This is a genomic window from Luteibacter sp. Sphag1AF (assembly GCF_014192715.1).
Lineage (GTDB): Bacteria > Pseudomonadota > Gammaproteobacteria > Xanthomonadales > Rhodanobacteraceae > Luteibacter.
In genome coordinates this window covers 1,263,448-1,281,547 of the sequence record NZ_JACHYH010000001.1, presented here as the reverse complement: position 1 = coordinate 1,281,547, position 18,100 = coordinate 1,263,448, and the positions used below count along the sequence as shown (strand labels likewise).

The window sequence follows — 18,100 nt, the reverse complement described above, 5'->3', positions numbered from 1 at the left end:
CAGCGCCTTCGATAGCACGGGATTCTTGCATGCGTCTTAAGAAATTCCTTACTTCCCCTAGCGACGAAGCGCTGGCCTCGTTACTCTTGCACGCTTGATGGAAGCTACCACCGACACCTTGCCGCCTCGCGACCGCGTTCGTCCGCTACGTTATCTGTGGCGGGTGCCGCTGCTGTTGCTGCATATCGTATTCGGCATTTTCGTCTGCGCCTTCATTCTGAGCTGGGCTGGCGGCGTGATGCGCAACGGCCGCGAGCCACTGGCGCACCGGACCATCCGCTTCTGGTCGACCGGCCTGCTGCGAATTTTTGGATTCCGCAGCCGCCGTTTTGGTACGCCGCTGCCGGACCCGGTTCTGTTCGTGGCCAACCACACCTCGTGGCTGGACATCGAACTGGTGCATACCCAGCGCGCCGCCTGCTTCGTCGCCAAAGCCGAGATTGCCCGCTGGCCCCTGGTGGGCTGGATGGCCGCCCGTGGCGGCACGATCTTCCACCGTCGCGGCAACAACCATTCGCTGGCTTCGGTGATGGGCGTGATGGTCGAGCGGATGCGTGAAGGCCGATCCGTCGCCGTGTTCCCCGAGGGCGGCACCGGCCACAACGGTGTGTTGCGCGTTTTCCATGCCCGCATTTTCCAGGCCGCTCTGGATGCCGACGTCCCGGTTCAGCCCGTGGCGCTGCGTTTCGCGCGCAACGGTCGTCGCCTGATCGACATCGGTTTCCGCGAAGGCGAAAGCTTCCTCGGCAACATCATTCGCCTTCTGGGCGAAGCGCCGCTGGACGCTGAAGTGCATTTCCTCGAGCCCGTGCCGGCTACCCCGGACGCTCGCCGCCGCATGGCCGAAACCTCGCGGGAACGCATTGCCGCCGCGCTGGACGCCGATTCGTCGGTATGAGTCTTCCCAGCGGCGCCGACTTCCTTCCTCCGTGGCCACTGCGCAGTGGCCACATCCAGACCATGCTGTCGTCCAGTGGCGTGCGCCGGCAGCTGTTGCCTCGCCGGGCGCAACGCGTCCGTGAGGGTGCGCAGGATGTGCTGATCGACGTGGGTGGCGGTGACAGGCTGAGCGGCAAGTTCACGCCGCAGCACACCGGCGCTCCCAGTCGCGGGCTGGCTGTGCTGTTCCATGGCTGGGAGGGCAGTGTTGATTCGACCTATGTCCTGCAGACCGGCAGCCGTCTGCTGGAAGACGGGTGGGACATTTTTCGCCTGAACTTCCGCGATCACGGCGACAGCTATGGTCTGAACGAGGCGCTGTTCCACTCCTGCCGCATCGACGAAGTGGTGATCGCGCTTCGCGAGATCGCCCGCCTCTACCCGCAGCGCCCGATGGCGCTGGCCGGATTCTCGCTGGGCGGAAACTTTGCCTTGCGCGCCGCCATGCTGGCTGGCTCGCAGGGGCTTCCGCTGTCTTATGTGCTGGCGGTCTGCCCGATCATTGATCCGGGCGAAGGGCTGTTTTCGCTGGAAGAGCAGGCGCCATGGATTTACCAGGCGTACTTCATGAACAAGTGGCGCCGCTCATTGCGCCTCAAGCAGAAGGCCTTTCCGTCACGTGAGTATTTCGAGCTCACCGAGCTGAAACAGAGCCTGCGCGAACTTACCCGCTCGCTGGTGTTGCGGCACACGGATTTCGAGTCGCTGGAGGCGTATCTGGAAGGCTACTCGGTCGCAGGCGACCGGCTTATGGATCTGAAAATCCCGGCCACGATCCTCACCTCGCGGGACGATCCGGTCATTCCTGTCGACGCGTTCGAGCAATTACGCCTGCCTCCCCAAGTGGAACTGGATATCGCCACCTACGGTGGCCATTGCGGATTCATCCGCGATTTCAGCATGACCAGCTTCACCGACGACTACATCGCTGCCCGCTTCGCCGCCGTGGCGAACGCGCATACCTGACCTTCGCGTTCCTTCGTCCAGAATCCATCGTTTCCCCACGCGGCGCGCTTGTGCGCACCGTTAAGTGAAGTACGATCCGGCTTCCAGACACGGAGCACGATCCATGCGCCTTCCGCTGACCCTTGCCCTGGCCTTTCTGGCCACGCCCGCACTGGCTGCCACGCCGCCACTTGACTCGCTGACCCTGCCACCGGGCTTCCACATCTCGGTCTATTCCGATCAGGTGCCCAACGCACGCGAAATGGCGGTGGGTGCCAAAGGCACCGTCTTTGTGGGCTCCCGCGATGTGGGCAAGGTGTATGCACTGACCGACACGAACGGTGATGGCAAGGCCGACACGGTACGGACCATCGCGACCGGCCTGCAACTTCCCGTGGGTGTGGCGTTCCGCAATGGCGATCTGTATGTGTCGGCCGTCAGCAAGATCGTGGTGCTGCGCGATATCGAAAACCATCTCGACGCGCCTCCCCAGCCACAGGTTGTTTACGACAAGCTGCCCACCGAAACCCATCACGGCTGGCGCTTCATCGCCTTTGGTCCGGACAACAAGCTGTATGTGCCCATCGGCGCGCCTTGCAACGTTTGTGATCGCGAGGGGTTCGCCAAGCTCATCCGCATGAATCCGGATGGCACCGGGGTGGAAGACGTCGCCTTCGGTATTCGCAACACCGTGGGCTTTACGTGGCGCCCGGGCGACAAGACGCTGTGGTTTACCGATAACGGTCGCGACGAGATGGGTGATGACATGCCCAGCGACGAACTCAATCACATCACCCACAAGGGTGAGCATTTTGGCTTCCCCTATTGCCATCAGGGCGACACGCTTGATCCGGAGTTCGGCAAGGGCAAGTCGTGCAAAGACTATACGGCGCCGGTATACAAGCTTGGTGCGCACGTCGCCGCACTCGGCCTGCGCTTTTACGAAGGCACCATGTTCCCCGCCAGCTATCGCGACGCGCTCATCATTGCGCAGCACGGCTCGTGGAATCGTACGAAGAAATCCGGCTATCGCGTGATGGTTGCCCGCTTGAACGGCAACAAGGTGGTGAGCTACGAGCCGCTGATCGAGGGCTTCGTCAAAGATGAGAAAGCCACCGGACGGCCAGCCGATGTGCAGGTTTTGCCCGACGGCAGCCTGCTCGTCAGCGACGACCTCAACGGCGCCATCTATCGCGTAACGTATTCAAAGTAAGTAACAGGAGCGACCAGACATGCAGGTAAAAAGCGACAACTTCCAGAACGGCAAGCCGATTCCGCCGCGTTTCGCCTTCATGGCGCCGGGCGATCCGGTGTCGCCGTCCGACAATGCAACGCCGCATCTGGTCTGGACCGAAGTGCCTGCCACGGTCAAATCGTTTGCCATCGCCTGCATCGACACCGATGTACCGACGCGCCCCGACGATGTGAACGTGGAAGGTCGCACCGTTCCCGCCTCATTGAAGCGCGGTGAGTTCACGCACTGGCTGATGGCCAACATTCCGCTGGAATGTCGCGAACTGGGCGAAGGTGCGTGCGGCGAAGGCATCGTGCCGCGGGGCAAGAAGCATCCCGTGGGCCCGCCGGGCTCCGTGCAGGGGCTGAACGACTATACCGGCTGGTTCAAGGGCGATAAGGATATGGAAGGCCATTACCACGGCTACGATGGCCCGTGCCCGCCGTGGAACGATTCCATCGTCCATCACTACCACTTCCATGTTTATGCGCTGGATGTGGAAACCGTGCCGCTCGAAAATGGCTTCTCCCTTCAGGAGCTTCGTGACGTAATAAAGGGGCACGTGGTTGACGAAGCGACGATTACGGGCACTTACAGCCTGAATCCGAAGGTAAAGGCGTGACGAGCGGGTGAACGGACCAGCGCTGGCTGAACGCTCGGAAAGCAAGCTGTACGGAGCCATGCAGCGTTCACGTCGCATGCGCGCCACGCGGGTCTAAATGTTCGGGCGCCAGAGCAAATGTCTTCTCTGGTGAAACCGGCAGTCCTGGGAGACCCGTCATGCTGCACTATGCCCTCGTGTTCCTCGTCATCGCGATCATTGCTGCGGTACTCGGCTTTGGCGGCATTGCCGGCACGGCCGCTGGTATCGCCAAGATTCTGTTTGTCGTGTTTCTGATCCTTGCCATCATTTCGTTCTTCCGCGGTCGAAGCGTGTGATACCGGAAAGGACGGCTCACTGGCCGACCTGCCCACTAACGGACGCGCGGTGGGCGATCCCCACGGATCGCCTGCCGCGACATGTCCATATGGTTCCCATTGCTGCACACCGCCCTGATACGCATGCGCCGCCCTATCGTCCATCGGAGAATCGAGTTATGAACAAGTCCGTCGAATCCGCCGCCAATGCCGCGAATGCAGCCGCTAATGCTGCCACTGCCGCCGAGCGCATCGAGGCTCGTGCCGAGCGCGTCAAGCAGGCCACGTCCGACGCCGTCGACCATACGAAAGAAGCTGTAGACCGCGCCGCTGACCGTGTCGAAGCGGGCCTGCATCAGGCCACCGACAAGGCGGCGCAAGGTGCTACCCGCGCAGCCGAAAAGGCTGAAGAAGTGAAGCTTCGCGGCCAGGAGGTCTATGGGGATGCCGTGGACAAGGCGAACGACTGGCTCGACACCGCCCGTGAATATGTGCGCGAAAAGCCGGTACAGTCGCTGGCTATCGCGGTTGCCGCAGGCTGGCTCGCAGGCCGCATTTTCCGTAACTGATGCTGGTTAATCTGCGTCCAGGGGACGGGCATGCTTGAAGACGGTACCAACGCCAACACAGCTGATCCGGGCGACGGCGAACGCGCAACGGCCGGTTCTGACGGTGTCCCGTTCCAACGGCCGGAATGGCTCGGCGACGTAAGTCGCCTGGGCACCGGGCTGAAACATCTCTTCGCAGCGCAGTGGTCGTTGTTGCTGGCTGAGATTGGGCTTGCCCGCAGCGGCGTCGTGCTGATGCTGTTCATGGGTCTGGCTGCCATCGTGTTTGCGGTGGCGCTGGGCCTGACCCTGCTCGCACTCGCGGGGTGGGGTTTGGCGCAATGGTTTGGATCATGGGCCTGGGCGCTGGGTGCTTTGTCGGCCTTGCAGCTGATCCTGCTGATCGGGGCGATCCTGGTGTTTCGCCGTTGCATGCACTGGCTTACCCTTCCGGCCACACGCGCTGAACTGGCCACGCTGGCCCGCGATGCAGTAAAGCAGGGTCGGGCGGAAGGCGAACGCGAACAGGGGTAAGTAACATGGGAATTCTGAGCAACATGGCGGCGGTGACCGAAGCCCGGGCACGCATGGCGGTGGCGCGCGTGGAAACCACGGAGCCGGCAGCCGCGCTGGTGGCCAAGGGCTACGAACACCCTCTCACTGTCATGGGCATGGCCGCAGGCGTGGGATTTTTCCTCAGCAACGTCAAGATGAATCCGCTTGCCGTGCCGGGTGTAAGCACGCTGGTAGCCGGCGGCGCTTCAGATCTGGTGGGGCAGCTGGTTTCGCTGGCTGCGGGCAGCCTCTTCAATTCCTCCGGTGACACCGATCCATGAGTGACGCGCACAGTCCGCTTCCCACCCCTTTGCCGTCCACGGCGGCGCCGGGTATGGCGGTCACCACGCTGCAACCCAAATCACGACGCATCCCACGCAGCAGCCGCAGCACGCGGCGCATTTCGCGTCACCTGAAAGCCATTCGCATCTCACTCACCGGCATGATTCTGCTGGCGCTGATTTTCACGATCACGATTGGCAAATCACTCCTGATTCCCCTGGTGCTGGCCGCGTTCATCGGCCTGGCACTCAATCCCATCGTGGTAACTGCGGCGCGCTTTCGCGTGCCGCGCTGGCTCGCCGCGTGGGTGGTGATGGTGGCGCTGATCGGCGCGTTGGCCGGTGGCGTCGGCATGATTGCCACGCCGGCCATGAACTGGTTCCATCAGGCGCCGGAGGCCATCCGTACTTTCGCGCCCAAGATCAAACCGATGACGCAGCAGCTGGAGGCGGCCAGCCGCGCCACGCAGAATCTTGTCGGGGGTACGACGGGGCGCGGCGCAGCCAGCACAGGCACACCCGCCGTGTCGTTCACTGCGTGGGATGTGGTATCCAACGCACCGAAGGTGCTCGCCAGCGTGCTGACAGTGGCATTGCTGGTGTTCTTCTTTCTTGTATACGGCGACGAAATACTGCGGCGCGCCGTGGAGATATCGCCCACCTTTGCGTACAAGCGGCACACGGTGTCGATTGTGCGAAGTATCCAGGTAGAAATTTCCAGCTACCTGCTGCTGACGGCAGCCATCAACATGGCATTGGGCCTGCTGACGGCCTGCATGCTCTGGGCGTACAACGTGCCTGATCCCCTGCTGTGGGGCACCGTGGCCATGGTGGCCAACTTCATTCCTTACGTCGGTGCGATCACAACGACCACCATTCTGGCTGTGGTGGGCGTGCTTCACTTCCAGGAGCTGGGACCGGCGATTCTTCCTGCCATGACGTTCGCAGGCATGACGGCGGTCGAAGGCAATCTCATCACGCCGATGTTGCAGGGGCGGCGCATGCGTCTGTCTCCCGTGGCCATCCTTATCTGGCTGCTGGTATGGGGTTGGCTGTGGGGCATTCCTGGCGCGCTGCTGGCCGTGCCAATGCTGACATGCGCCAAACTCATCACCGCGAAACTGCGCGGCTGGGCATGGTTTGCGCACATGATCCAGCGCTGATCCGGTCAGTCGTACGACACGCGAACGGTGATGCTGGCGTTGCCCGGCCCTGATTTCAGTGGCAAGCCATCGCGCACGTAGCGCGCGCGGAAGTCGTAGGTTTGTCCTGCATCGCGCGGGGTGAAAACAATCGGCGTTGCGCCGGACGGGTCTGCCGGCGCATCCGGTCGCACGCTGCGCAACTCGATACCTACGCCGCCACTGCCTCCGGTGGCGGCGAACAGCGCGGGGTTCGCGGCGTCCTTCTGCGCTTCAAACCGCATGTTTACCTGGTTGACGTGCTGGCAACCGCCCGCCGCCAGGCGACCGTCGACCCAGTGGCTGTGACCCTCCCGCGCGATATCTTCGAGGTCGACCACTCCCAGAGGAAAAGCGAGGCTGGCAGAAAGAAATGTACAGGTGGGCAACGGCGCTTCGATGCGCACAGGTGCCAGCCGGACACTGAGCTGGTCGATGCCATCCACACCACCGTTTCCCACGATGCCACCCGCGATGGTGCCGCTGCGGATGTCGCCCGTCTTGATGAGCTGAACGCGGTAGCGGGCATTCTTGTAGACCGCCCACAGCGCACCGGACTGCGACTTGGAAAATGGCAGCACATCCCATGGCGTATTGTCGCCGCCAACATAGATGCGGATGCCGACGCCCGGCACTTCGGTAGCGAAGATGTTTGCTCCTGCCGCCGTGGGCGCTGCATAGGTCACAGGACGGAATGCCGATTGCGGGAAACGGCACCAGAAGCTCACCCGATACGAGGGTGACGATTCGCCCTGCGCAATGACCTCACCGACATTCAGCGTCATCGGTGGAGTCTGCGTGGTGAAGGTCAGTTGCTGTGGCTGTCCCTGCACGGGATAGTCGTCGCAGGACGCGCGGGCAGACAGCGTCACCATCCACCCGGTGGTCACGATGACCACGCCCATCCATGCTTTCATGTCCATGAGATCCGTCTTTACCCAGAGCCGCCACGATAGTCATCGGACGCGCGCGCGGCTCTAAGAGAAATCGGAAAAATGGCACGATTAATTCGTGGCGTGGGTCACCAGGCGATCCGCTGACGGTCGCGGAAGAAGGCGCCGTTGGCCGCTTGCCGGTCTGGCAGGGTCGCGGCCCACACGATGCCATCTGCACTCACTGTCGCGGCACGGCCACCACTTCCACCCATGTCCGTCGCCGTCCAGCCAGGACACACCGCATTGACCAGGATGCCGCTGCCGGTCAGTTCCTCGGCAAGAATCCGCGTATATACGTTCAAGGCGGCCTTTGACACGCGATAGGACGGGCACATGTCTCCGGCGGCCACATTGCTGGCGCAACCGCTGGACACGTTGACGATCCGGCCATACCCATGCAACTTCATCAACGGCACAACGCTTTCGCTCAAGCGCCACGCGCCCAGCAGGTTGGTGTCCAGCGCGGCACGCACTTCATTCATGTCGACGGTCGTGGCACGTTCGCCGTGCGTGTAATGGGCGCCGGCGTTGTTGACCAGAATATCCAGACGTCCATAGCGCGTGCGGATGGCTTCCACTGTCGCATCCACATCTTCCGGCCGCGTGATGTCCAGTCGAAGCGGCAAGAGATCGCCGCCTTCTTCGCGCAATGCACGGGCTGCCTTTTCGCCCCGTGACAGATCACGTGATCCCATCACTACAGTGACGCCAAGCGCTGCGAGTTGTCGCGCCACTTCGCGACCGATGCCACGATTGGCGCCGGTGACCAGAGCCACGCGCTGAGACAGCGGTGGCTCCGGAACGATGGCGCGGCGGCCCATGCGGGAAGGGAAGGGCCGGATATCCGCGCTGCGCGTGCTCATGGCGTTGCGGCCACCTGCGTGCAGCGCGCGTCACCGCACGCTTCCCAGCCGCCACCCAGCGCCTTGTACAAAGCCACTGCGCTGATGTTGATTGCGGCTTCCGCTTCGGCCAGCTGATCTTCAGCCGACAGTTGCGTGCGCTCTGCATCAAGCCATTCCAGATAGTCCGTCGCACCCGATTCATAGCGAATCTTTGCCAGTGCAGCCGCACGCTGACTGAAAGTGGCCTGCTCCATCAGCTTCTGCACGCGTGTGCGCTGCTGGTTGAATGACACCAGCGAGTTATCCACATCCTCCAGTGCGCGAAGCACGGTGCGCTGATAGTTGGCCAGGGCAGCATCCGCCCTTGCCTCGCTGGCTTTCACGCCTGAACGCACACGCTGCACATTCAGGCCCGACCAGGAAATGCTGGGAGCCAGCGACCAGGCACGCGTACCGGGACTGCCAAAATCATTACTCCTTCCCGCCAGAAATCCGATGAAGCCACCGAGCGACACATGTGGAAAGTAATCCGCCTTCGCTACGCCAATGCGCGCATTGGCGGCAGCCAGCTCGCGCTCGGCGACGCGAATGTCCGGACGACGTGACAGCACCTCATCAGCACCACCCATCGGCAGGCTGACATCAATGGGGCGGAACGTCGCCGGTGACAGGTCGATGTCCAGTTCACCCGGGCGCTCGCCCAGCAACACCGCCAGACGGAACGTATCGGCCTGCGCCTGCGTTTCCAGCAACGGGAGCTGCGCTTCCACCGCCGCAAGCCGCGCCTTCGCGCTTGCAACGTCCTGCTCCGATCCCGTGCCTACCTCGGCGCGTGCGTCGATCACCTTCAATGACGCGCGCTGGTTTTCGATGTCACGACGGGTGACCTCCACACGCAGTTGCGTACCGCGAAGGTCAAAGTAATTGCGCGCCACTTCGGCGAACAGGGTGACCTGCGCATCCTGCAATGATGCTGCACTCGCAGCGGCGTCCGCGCCGGCGGCTTCCACCGACCGACGCACACCACCGAACAGATCCACTTCCCAGGACGCATCGAAGCCTGCCTGATAGCTGGTCACCGTATTGCGCTGATCGGTGAAGCCGGGCTGCTGTTGACGGCTGCGCGAGTACGCCGCTTGCGTTTCAATGTCGGGAATCTGCTGCGACTTCGCGGTTCCAAGCAGTGCGCGCGCTTCATCCAGCCGCGCCACGGCAATCTTCAGATCCGGGCTGTTCTTCGCCGCACGACCGATCAGTGCATTCAGGGTGCTGTCGTTGAATTGCTCCCACCAGCGAGCCTGAAACGACGCGCTGTTCTGGTGAGCCGCATCCATGCCCTGAAGCGTGACCGGTGCTTCCACCGGAGCTTTGTAATCCGGCCCCACGCTGGCACAGCCAGCGAGGACCAGGGCCGCGAACAACGCGGTACTACGCCATACGATTGCCATCTCAATGCTCCTCGATCACGGGTGCGCCAAGACCCAGGCGCTCATGGCGAGCGCGGCGACGCGCGTCCATGCGTTCATTCATGCCGCGAATCAGCACGTAGAACAGCGGAGTGAAGATCAGGCCGAAGAAGGTAACGCCCAGCATGCCGGCAAACACCGCCACACCCATGGCGTGACGCATCTCTGCGCCCGCCCCATGCGATACCACCAGCGGTACCACACCCATGATGAAAGCGAACGACGTCATCAGGATCGGGCGAAGACGCAGGCGGGCCGCTTCCAGCACCGCATCCACGCGGCTCATGCCGTGGATTTCCGCTTCGCGTGCAAACTCGACGATCAGGATCGCGTTCTTGCAGGCCAGACCCACCAGAACGATGAGGCCGATCTGGGTGAAGATGTTGTTGTCGCCACCGGTGATCCATACGCCGAAGATCGCAGACAGCAGCACCATCGGCACAATGAGGATCACGGCCAGCGGCAGGCTCAGGCTTTCATACAGCGAGGCCAGCACCAGGAACACGAGCAGCACGCACAAGGGGAATACAAGCACGGCGGTGTTGCCGGCCAGAATCTGCTGATAGGTCAGTTCCGTCCATTCATACGTCATGCCGTTGGGCAGTTTCTCGGCAACAAGCTTTTCCATCGCTGCCTGCGCCTGACCGGTGCTGAAGCCCGGGGCGGCACCGCCGTTGATTTCCGCCGTCGGGTAACCGTTGTAGTGCATCACACGATCAGGGCCATTGGACTGGCGCACGGTGAGGAACGAACCCAGCGGCACAAGATCACCCGCCGCGTTGCGCGTCTTCAGGCCAAGAATGTCCTTGGCTTCATGACGGAACGACGGCTCAGCCGACACGTTCACCTGATAGGTGCGACCAAAGCGGTTGAAGTCGTTGACGTAAAGCGAACCGAGGAACGCCTGCATCGTCTGGAACACGTCGCTGAGGTTGATGCCTTCGGACTTGGCCTTCTCGCGGTCGATGTCGGCATCGATCTGCGGCACGCTCACCTGATAGCTGGTGAACAGGCCTGCGAGACCCGGCGTGGTGTTGCCTGCCTGCACGATGTTCTGCGTCTGCTTGTACAGCTCTTCAAAGCCCATGCCGGAACGATCTTCGATCTGCATGCGGAACCCGCCGATCGTGCCAAGGCCGTTGACCGGCGGAGGCGGGAACGTGGCGATATAGGCGTCCTGGATCGTGGCGAACTTCTGGTTCAGCGCACCGGCAATGGCACCGGCAGACAGATCATCGCTGCGACGTTCGTCAAATGACTTCAGCGCCACGAACACGATGCCCGAGTTGGTGCTGTTGGTGAAACCGTTGATCGACAGGCCAGGGAACGCGATGGCGTTTTCCACACCCGGCTGCTTGAGGGCAATGTCGCTCATGCGACGGATCACGTCTTCCGTGCGGTCAAGCGATGCAGCGTCCGGCAGCTGTGCGAAGGACACCAGATACTGTTTGTCCTGCGGCGGCACGAAGCCGGTTGGCACTTTGGCAAAGCCGAGCCACGCCAGACCGATCAAGCCGGCGTAAAGCACCAGCGCGATGGAACCGAAACGCAGGATCTTCTGCACCGTGCCAACGTAACGATTCGCACCGCTTTCAAACAGCCGGTTGAACGGACGGAACAGCCAGCCGAAGCCACGGTCGATGAGGATGCTGAGCTTGTCTTTGGGTGCGTCGCGGTCCTTCAGCAGGATGGCTGCCAGCGCGGGGCTGAGCGTCAGCGAGTTGAATGCCGAGATCACGGTCGAGATGGCGATGGTCAGTGCGAACTGGCGATAGAACTGGCCCGTCAGGCCGCTGATGAACGCAGCGGGCACAAACACCGCGCACAGCACCAGCGCCGTGGCCACGATGGGACCGGTGACTTCGGTCATGGCCTGACGCGTGGCGTCCTTCGGTGAGAGGCCATGTTCGATATGACGCTCGACGTTCTCCACCACGACGATGGCATCATCCACCACGATGCCGATGGCCAGCACCAGTCCGAACAGTGACAGCGCATTGAGCGAGAAGCCCACCACGTACATCACGGCAAACGTACCCACCAGCGACACCGGAACCGCCACCAGCGGAATGATCGACGCGCGCCAAGTCTGCAGGAACAGGATAACCACCAGCACCACGAGGACGATGGCTTCAAATAGCGTGTGCACCACCGCTTCGATAGAGCCGCGTACGAACACGGTCGGATCGTAGACGATGCTGTACTCGATGCCCTGCGGGAATTCCTTCTTCAGTTCGGCCATCGTGGCGCGTACTTCGTCGGAAATCTGGATCGCGTTGGAACCAGGACGCTGGAAGATCGGAATGGCCACCGCTTCCTGGTTGTTCAGCAGACTGCGCAGCGCGTAGTTGCTGGAGCCAAGTTCAACACGCGCCACGTCGCGCAGATGCGTGACCGAGCCACTGGCATCGCTGCGGACGATGATGTTGAGGAAGTCATCTTCCGTGACCAGGCGGCCACGCGTGTTGATGTTGAGCTGGAAAGCCGACGTGTTCGGACCCGGCGGTGCGTTCAGCGCACCAGCGGCCACTTCGATGTTCTGTTCGCGAATGGCGTTGAGCACGTCACCGGTCGTCAGGTCGCGTACGGCGAGCTTTTCCGGATTCATCCACACGCGCATGCTGTACTCACCCGCGCCAAACAGCTGCACGTCGCCAATGCCATCCAGGCGGGCGAGCTGGTCCTTGATGTGCAGGCGTGCGTAGTTCGACAGATACAGCATGTCGTACCGGTGTGAGGGCGAGGTCAGATGCACGACCATCGTGAGGTCAGGCGAACTCTTCTGCGTGGTGACGCCGAGTCGTTGCACCTCTTCGGGCAAGCGCGGCAACGCCTGCGACACACGGTTCTGCACCTGCACCTGGGCGTTGTCCAGGTTGGTGCCGAGCGCGAAGGTCACCGTGAGCGTCATCGCGCCATCGCTGGTGGCCTGCGAGGATGTGTACAGCATGCCCTCGACGCCATTGATCTGTTCTTCCAGCGGCGTGGCCACCGTTTCGGCGATGACTTCCGGGTTGGCACCCGGATAGCTGGCACGCACGACGACGGTCGGCGGAACCACTTCCGGATATTCGCTGATCGGCAGCTTGAACACCGCGACACCGCCGGCGATCAGGAACAACACCGACAGCACACCCGCGAGAATCGGGCGGTCGACGAAGTATTGAGCGATTTTCATGGATCAGTCCTGCGTATTGAGCGCGACGCTGCCTGCGTCGCGGGGCGTGCCGGCCACTTGCTTCGTGGCATCGGCGCCGCGAGTAGCCATGGCAACGCGCTTGGCGTTTACTTCCACACCGGGACGTACGTGCTGCAATCCGTTCACCACCACCACGTCTTCCGCGGTGAGGCCGTTGTCGACCACTCGAAGCCCATCCACCAGCGCACCGGTAGTGACGCGGCGATATTCGATCTTGCGATCCTTGCCGACGGTGTAGACGAACTTGTTGCCCAGATCAGTGCCGACCGCGCGGTCGTCGATCAGTGCGCGTGGCTGACGCTCGCCGCTACGCAGCTCCACACGCGCGAACAGGCCGGGCGTATAGGCGGAGTCCGCATTGGGAAACACGGCACGCAGGCGAATCGTGCCTGCTCCCGTGCGCAGCTGGTTGTCGATGAAGTCGATCTTGCCGGCGTGCGGATAGCCGTCTTCGTCAGCCAGACCCATGGCCACTTCGGGCGCACGGCCGTTCTGACGGCGCAGACGGTCCAGCTTGAGGAAGGTCTGCTCGTCCACGTCGAAGTAGACGTACATCGGGTCGACGCTCACCACGCTGGTCAGCACATCGGCGCTTGTCACCAGGTTGCCCGGGGTCACTACCGCGTTGCTGACGCGACCGTCGATGGGGGCGCGCACTTCGGTAAAATTGAGATTGAGCCTGGCGGCGTCCAGCGCCGCGCCGGTCGATGCCACCTGCGCACGCGCGCTGGCGGCTGCGGTGTTGAGGCGGTCGGCCTCTTCACGCGACACGGCGTGCTGTTCCACCAGCTTCGCGCCGCGCGCGGCGTTCGCTTCGGCCAGTGCCAGTTCCGAGCGCGCCTGGCTGAGGTTGGCGGCGAGGCGATCAGTCTCCGCACGGAAGGGGCGCGGGTCGATGGTGAAGAGCAACTGGCCCTTCTTCACCATGGCACCTTCGCGGAAATGCACCGTGTCCACGTAGCCACCCACGCGCGGGCGGATCTGGATGGTGTCCACCGCCTGGATGCGGCCTGTGAACGTGTTGGAATCGTCCACCGTGCGCAGCAGAACCTGCGCCACGGTCACTTCCGGGGCGGGCATGGGCTCGGCCGCGTGCGTGGGGGGCGGTCCCCCGGTCAGCCATAGCGCCGAGCCGATGGCCACGGCCAGTGCGGCGGTGCCGAACAGAAGTTTCTTCTTCATGGGGAGTCCCTGGAGGCAAGTCACGCCGGCATACCGGCTCAGGGTGCGCAATCTAGTCCTTGCCTGACAGGCTAAAAACAGGTTTAGAATCACTCCGCCTGTGACCCTGAGTCACTAATCGTTCCGTTGCCTTGTCACTGGAGACCCCCATGGAAGATTTTTCCGCGATCAGCGTGTTTGTCCGCGTGGTTGAGGCCAAGAGCTTTTCCTCGGCGGCCCAGCACCTGGAAATGACCCCTTCCGGCGTCAGCCGGGCCATCTCCCGGCTGGAAGAAGGCCTCGGCGCGCGGCTGTTTTTCCGCTCTACCCGCGCCTTGCGTTTAACCGACGATGGCGCCGCGTTCTATGCGCGTTGCAAGGAGATCCTCGCCGATCTGAGTGAGGCGACGGAGGCGCTCGGCTACGCCCGCACCAAGCCGGCGGGCAAGTTGAGGATCGCCGCATCCTCCGCGGTCGGACGGGCGGCGCTGATTCCGAACCTCGCCGATTTCGAGGAAAAATTTCCCGATATCCGTCTGGAAATGACGATGTGCGACTTCCCGTTTGATTTGAACGAGGAAGGTTTCGATTGCGCCATCCGGATGGGCGAGCTGGCCGACTCCAGCCTCATTGCTCGCAAGATCGGCTACTTCAGCAACGTGCTTTGTGCCTCCCCGTCTTATCTGGCCCGGCACGGTGCCCCGACCACGATCGACGATCTCAAGACCCACCGCTGCGTGAATTTTGTTCACCCGACCACAGGCAAGCCGTACCAGTGGCAGTTCGATACGCCAGGCGGTCGCGTGGGCGTGGATGTGGATGCCCACATGCTCATCAATGACGGCGAGTCGGTGATTCAGGCCGCCATTGCGGGCCTGGGCGTGATCCAGGTGCCCCATTGCCTGGCGGCCTGTGCGCTGGACAAGGGCATGCTGCAAATCGTCATGCAGGACACCATCTCCACCGGTTCGCCGCTGTGGATCGTGTATCCGCAGAAGCGTCACCTGTCCGCGCGCGTCCAGGCCTTCATCGAATGGACCAGCGAACTGTTCCAGCGCACCAGCACCCCGGCCTGCGTACTGGCCAAGGACGCGGCGCAGCGTGCGGCCATGAAGCCCGAGCGCAAGCTGGAAATGGTGGCCTGACGGGCGAAAACGGCCCCTTCAGAATTCTTCATCGGCGCATCAGGCACTTCAGATGCGCCAGTGGCCCACTGGATCTTCCACCACAGGGAGATCCTCGCCATGCGCTTCATCGTCGCGGCCCTTGCCGCCTGCCTCACCCTGCCGGCTCTCGCCGGTACGTATCGGATTCCCGAAAAACAGGCCGATGGATGGACCGTCGGGGACGCCCGCAAGCTGGGCTGGAACACCGAATTGCTGGCCAGCCTGAATGACCGGATGGCCGACGGCACGTACAAGAAAATCAGCAGTGTGCTGATCGTCGATCACGGGTCGCTCGTTTACGAAGGCTATTTCAACGACGGCAAGCCGGACCTGCTGAACGACGTACGCTCGGCCAGCAAGAGCGTGACCGCGATTCTGGCCGGAGCGGCCATCGACCGCGGACTGATTCCGAACGTGCAGGCCCCCGTCTACGCGTATTTCCCCGACCACCATCCGGCCAATCCGGACCCGCGCAAGGCCACGATCACGCTGGAAGATCTGCTGACCATGAGCTCGATGTGGGAGTGCGACGACGAGAACGAGTTCTCCAGCGGGCACGAAGAGCGCATGTACGTCTCCGAGCACTGGCTGGATTTCGCGCTGGGACTGCCCATCAAGGGTTTCGCACCGTGGATGACCCGGCCTGCCGACAGCCCCTACGGGCGCGCCTTTTCCTACTGCACGGCTGGCGCTTTCGTGGCTGGCGCGGTGGTGGAACGGGCGACCCGAATGTCGCTGCCGGCCTTTGCGGCGGAGGTGCTGGAGAAGCCGCTCGGCATCCGCCAGAGTCAGTGGAACAAGTCGCCCGAAGGCATCGGCATGGGCGGAGGCGGCACCCGTTACCGCTCGCGTGATCTCGCCAAAATCGGCCAGATGATCGCAGATGGTGGCCAATGGCAGGGAAAACGCGTGATCTCCGAGGCATGGGTCAAAGCCATGCTGACCCCGCATGCCCAGGCACGGGACGACGCTGACTACGGGTATCTGTGGTGGTGCTTCCACTTCCCGGTACACGGTGTGTCCACGGCGGTGTGGGCCATGAGCGGCAACGGCGGCAACTATGTTTTCGTGATTCCCGGGCAAAAGCTGGTGGTCGTCGTGACCAGTCAGGCGTTCAACCAGAAGATTGCCCACCCTCAATCGCAGGCGATCTTCCGCGACGTGGTGCTCAAGGCGTTGCCTTGAGTTCCGGGGGGCACCACGGTGCCTCCAGCACGCGTTGCCGCTCGGCGGCAACGCGTCGGTCGATGGCGGCCAGCGCGGCGTTGAACGCCGCATCGCCATGCAATCCGGCCAGCAATGGCGTGATGCGCAACCACGCGGCATCGCGATAGCCCAGATCCACCGCCGCCTGCACCGCTGCGGCGGCGGCTTCGCGATCACCCTTGGCCAGCGTCAGTACCGCCAGTTCCACGCGGGCTGGCGCCCATGCGTCGTTTTGAAGGCGGGCTTGGGTTTCCGAGATCCGGTGGCTGATCCACGTGGGGGAAGGCGGGACGGGGCCATACAGTCCGGCCAGCGTTTCGGCCATGGTGGATTCCGGACGCAGCGCGTGCGCACGGGCAAATGCCGTGGCGGCCGCTGCCCGATTGTTGTCCAGCAGGGCAAGCTCACCCGACAACTGCGCAAGCTCCGCACGTTGGGTGCCGTGCGATTCGGCGCTCTGAATGGCCGCCTGCGCCTCCGCGCCACGGCCCCGCGCGAACAGGAACGATGGCCATGCAATGTTGCCGAACACGTTGTCCGGGGTCAGCAGAAAGACGCGGCGCAGGCGGGCTTCGGCCGCGCCCGTGAAGCCCAGCAATTCCAGCTCGCGTGCTACCGCCACGTTGCGAAACCGGACCTTGGCCGGGTCGCCGCGCATGTCCAGATTCGTGCGCAGCGCGTCTGCGAGGCGGCCCTGCTCCTGATAAAGGTAGGCGGCCGACGCGCGGGTCGCATCGTCGGTGGGGTCCAGCACCATGGCGCGCTCGTAGCCTGCCAGCGCTCCGGGAAGGTCACCCAGGCAATCGTGCGCATAACCCGATGCCGACCATGCGGCGGCATCATTGGGCCGTGCACGCAAAACGCGCTCGGCCAGAACCTGCGCCTTCGTGGCCCATTCGGCGCCATCGTTATAAAGACAGGTGCGTGCGCTGTAAGCGCGGCTCAGTCCCAGCAGTGCCTGCGGATCATCAGGGGCATCGGCAAGCGCGTGCTCATACAGGTCGATGGCGCGGTTGTCGTTGTCGCGCTGGCCCATGCTGGCGTACCAGGCCGCGCGGTCCAGCATTTCCTGTGCGGCCGTCGGGGGTGCGGCTTGCGGCACGCGTGTGAGCGTCCACGCCAGCACACCACCCGCCAGAAGCACCACACCCGCCGCCATTCCCAGCCACGCACGGTGCGTCGGCCGATGCGCCATCTCGCCCACAGGCGCTGGCATGGCACCGAGCTGATAACCCTGCCCACGCACCGTCCGCACATAGCGGGGTCGCCTGGCATCGTCGCCCAGCGCCTGACGCAACAGACGCACGCGCTGCGTCACGGTTTCTTCGTTGACGATGGCCGGTGCCCACACCTGTTCGATCAGTTCATCGAACCGGACCACGCGCTGCCCCTGCGCCAGCAGATACGCCAGCAACTGGAAACTCAGACCACTGACGTCCAGGGCGACTCCGTCCCGTTCCACACGCTGACGCGGCAGATCGACGACAAGGTCCAGCAGACGATAGTGGTCTGTCACCGGTT

The 18,100-nt window shown here is 63.0% G+C and carries 17 protein-coding genes; 11 read left to right on the top strand and 6 right to left on the bottom strand.

What is annotated here, in order from left to right:
- Positions 1-97: 97 nt before the first annotated feature.
- From FHW69_RS05805 to FHW69_RS05765, 9 genes are all read left to right on the top strand, one after another.
- Complete coding sequence (locus FHW69_RS05805; protein WP_183422031.1) at positions 98-898, top strand: lysophospholipid acyltransferase family protein; 801 nt, start codon at positions 98-100, stop codon at positions 896-898.
- Positions 895-1,905, top strand: coding sequence for an alpha/beta fold hydrolase (locus FHW69_RS05800; protein WP_183422030.1), 1,011 nt, complete (start codon positions 895-897; stop codon positions 1,903-1,905). The genes FHW69_RS05805 and FHW69_RS05800 overlap by 4 nt, the downstream gene beginning before the upstream one ends.
- Before the next feature lie 103 nt (positions 1,906-2,008).
- Positions 2,009-3,097, top strand: coding sequence for a sorbosone dehydrogenase family protein (locus FHW69_RS05795; protein WP_183422029.1), 1,089 nt, complete (start codon positions 2,009-2,011; stop codon positions 3,095-3,097).
- A gap of 19 nt (positions 3,098-3,116) precedes the next feature.
- A complete protein-coding gene (locus FHW69_RS05790; protein ID WP_183422028.1) occupies positions 3,117-3,740 on the top strand; it encodes a YbhB/YbcL family Raf kinase inhibitor-like protein in 624 nt (207 codons plus the stop codon).
- Positions 3,741-3,898: 158 nt separating this feature from the next.
- Positions 3,899-4,057 carry a DUF1328 domain-containing protein gene (locus tag FHW69_RS05785; RefSeq protein ID WP_183422027.1) on the top strand — a complete coding sequence of 53 codons (159 nt, stop codon included), beginning with the start codon at positions 3,899-3,901 and terminating at the stop codon, positions 4,055-4,057.
- Positions 4,058-4,215: 158 nt separating this feature from the next.
- Positions 4,216-4,605 (top strand): DUF883 family protein, encoded by a 390-nt coding sequence (locus FHW69_RS05780; protein ID WP_183422026.1) that lies wholly within the window; start codon positions 4,216-4,218, stop codon positions 4,603-4,605.
- A gap of 30 nt (positions 4,606-4,635) precedes the next feature.
- Positions 4,636-5,118 carry an ABC transporter ATP-binding protein gene (locus FHW69_RS05775; protein WP_183422025.1) on the top strand — a complete coding sequence of 161 codons (483 nt, stop codon included), beginning with the start codon at positions 4,636-4,638 and terminating at the stop codon, positions 5,116-5,118.
- 5 nt (positions 5,119-5,123) lie between these two features.
- Positions 5,124-5,420, top strand: a complete 297-nt coding sequence (locus FHW69_RS05770; RefSeq protein ID WP_183422024.1) for a hypothetical protein — start codon at positions 5,124-5,126, stop codon at positions 5,418-5,420.
- Complete coding sequence (locus FHW69_RS05765; protein WP_183422023.1) at positions 5,417-6,583, top strand: AI-2E family transporter; 1,167 nt, start codon at positions 5,417-5,419, stop codon at positions 6,581-6,583. The genes FHW69_RS05770 and FHW69_RS05765 overlap by 4 nt, the downstream gene beginning before the upstream one ends.
- Positions 6,584-6,588: 5 nt before the next feature.
- Here FHW69_RS05765 and FHW69_RS05760 read toward each other — a convergent pair whose 3' ends face one another.
- The 5 genes from FHW69_RS05760 to FHW69_RS05740 all read right to left on the bottom strand — a co-directional run bounded on the left by FHW69_RS05760 (position 6,589) and on the right by FHW69_RS05740 (position 14,228).
- Positions 6,589-7,518: a fimbrial protein gene (locus FHW69_RS05760; RefSeq protein ID WP_183422022.1), complete on the bottom strand. Its 930-nt coding sequence runs from the start codon at positions 7,516-7,518 to the stop codon at positions 6,589-6,591.
- A 104-nt stretch (positions 7,519-7,622) separates the two neighbouring features.
- On the bottom strand, positions 7,623-8,399 hold the full coding sequence (locus tag FHW69_RS05755; protein ID WP_255494525.1) for an SDR family NAD(P)-dependent oxidoreductase: 777 nt from the start codon (positions 8,397-8,399) through the stop codon (positions 7,623-7,625).
- Positions 8,396-9,829, bottom strand: coding sequence for an efflux transporter outer membrane subunit (locus tag FHW69_RS05750; RefSeq protein WP_183422021.1), 1,434 nt, complete (start codon positions 9,827-9,829; stop codon positions 8,396-8,398). The genes FHW69_RS05755 and FHW69_RS05750 overlap by 4 nt, the downstream gene beginning before the upstream one ends.
- A 1-nt stretch (position 9,830) precedes the next feature.
- On the bottom strand, positions 9,831-13,025 hold the full coding sequence (locus FHW69_RS05745) for an efflux RND transporter permease subunit (protein ID WP_183422020.1): 3,195 nt from the start codon (positions 13,023-13,025) through the stop codon (positions 9,831-9,833).
- 3 nt (positions 13,026-13,028) lie between these two features.
- The gene (locus FHW69_RS05740; RefSeq protein WP_183422019.1) at positions 13,029-14,228 is read right to left on the bottom strand and encodes an efflux RND transporter periplasmic adaptor subunit; all 1,200 of its coding nucleotides are present in this window, start codon (positions 14,226-14,228) and stop codon (positions 13,029-13,031) included.
- A 149-nt stretch (positions 14,229-14,377) separates the two neighbouring features.
- Between FHW69_RS05740 and FHW69_RS05735 the strand changes: the two genes are divergently transcribed.
- Both FHW69_RS05735 and FHW69_RS05730 read left to right on the top strand, forming a co-directional pair.
- Positions 14,378-15,352, top strand: coding sequence for a LysR family transcriptional regulator (locus FHW69_RS05735; RefSeq protein ID WP_183422018.1), 975 nt, complete (start codon positions 14,378-14,380; stop codon positions 15,350-15,352).
- A gap of 255 nt (positions 15,353-15,607) precedes the next feature.
- A complete protein-coding gene (locus FHW69_RS05730; RefSeq protein WP_255494686.1) occupies positions 15,608-16,558 on the top strand; it encodes a serine hydrolase in 951 nt (316 codons plus the stop codon).
- Here FHW69_RS05730 and FHW69_RS05725 read toward each other — a convergent pair.
- Positions 16,542-18,095, bottom strand: coding sequence for a winged helix-turn-helix transcriptional regulator (locus FHW69_RS05725; RefSeq protein WP_183422016.1), 1,554 nt, complete (start codon positions 18,093-18,095; stop codon positions 16,542-16,544). The two genes, FHW69_RS05730 and FHW69_RS05725, sit on opposite strands and share 17 nt — an antisense overlap.
- Positions 18,096-18,100 lie beyond the last annotated feature (5 nt).

What these genes read in the sequence shown, in the direction of transcription:
- FHW69_RS05745 (WP_183422020.1), bottom strand. Translation starts at nt 13,025, where the DNA reads ATGAAAATCGCTCAATACTTCGTCGACCGCCCGATTCTCGCGGGTGTG.
- FHW69_RS05735 (WP_183422018.1), top strand. Translation starts at nt 14,378, where the DNA reads ATGGAAGATTTTTCCGCGATCAGCGTGTTTGTCCGCGTGGTTGAGGCC.
- FHW69_RS05790 (WP_183422028.1), top strand. Translation starts at nt 3,117, where the DNA reads ATGCAGGTAAAAAGCGACAACTTCCAGAACGGCAAGCCGATTCCGCCG.
- FHW69_RS05750 (WP_183422021.1), bottom strand. Translation starts at nt 9,829, where the DNA reads ATGGCAATCGTATGGCGTAGTACCGCGTTGTTCGCGGCCCTGGTCCTC.
- FHW69_RS05760 (WP_183422022.1), bottom strand. Translation starts at nt 7,518, where the DNA reads ATGAAAGCATGGATGGGCGTGGTCATCGTGACCACCGGGTGGATGGTG.
- FHW69_RS05765 (WP_183422023.1), top strand. Translation starts at nt 5,417, where the DNA reads ATGAGTGACGCGCACAGTCCGCTTCCCACCCCTTTGCCGTCCACGGCG.
- FHW69_RS05785 (WP_183422027.1), top strand. Translation starts at nt 3,899, where the DNA reads ATGCTGCACTATGCCCTCGTGTTCCTCGTCATCGCGATCATTGCTGCG.
- FHW69_RS05795 (WP_183422029.1), top strand. Translation starts at nt 2,009, where the DNA reads ATGCGCCTTCCGCTGACCCTTGCCCTGGCCTTTCTGGCCACGCCCGCA.
- FHW69_RS05775 (WP_183422025.1), top strand. Translation starts at nt 4,636, where the DNA reads ATGCTTGAAGACGGTACCAACGCCAACACAGCTGATCCGGGCGACGGC.
- FHW69_RS05755 (WP_255494525.1), bottom strand. Translation starts at nt 8,399, where the DNA reads ATGAGCACGCGCAGCGCGGATATCCGGCCCTTCCCTTCCCGCATGGGC.
- FHW69_RS05805 (WP_183422031.1), top strand. Translation starts at nt 98, where the DNA reads ATGGAAGCTACCACCGACACCTTGCCGCCTCGCGACCGCGTTCGTCCG.
- FHW69_RS05740 (WP_183422019.1), bottom strand. Translation starts at nt 14,228, where the DNA reads ATGAAGAAGAAACTTCTGTTCGGCACCGCCGCACTGGCCGTGGCCATC.
- FHW69_RS05780 (WP_183422026.1), top strand. Translation starts at nt 4,216, where the DNA reads ATGAACAAGTCCGTCGAATCCGCCGCCAATGCCGCGAATGCAGCCGCT.
- FHW69_RS05770 (WP_183422024.1), top strand. Translation starts at nt 5,124, where the DNA reads ATGGGAATTCTGAGCAACATGGCGGCGGTGACCGAAGCCCGGGCACGC.
- FHW69_RS05800 (WP_183422030.1), top strand. Translation starts at nt 895, where the DNA reads ATGAGTCTTCCCAGCGGCGCCGACTTCCTTCCTCCGTGGCCACTGCGC.
- FHW69_RS05730 (WP_255494686.1), top strand. Translation starts at nt 15,608, where the DNA reads ATGGCCGACGGCACGTACAAGAAAATCAGCAGTGTGCTGATCGTCGAT.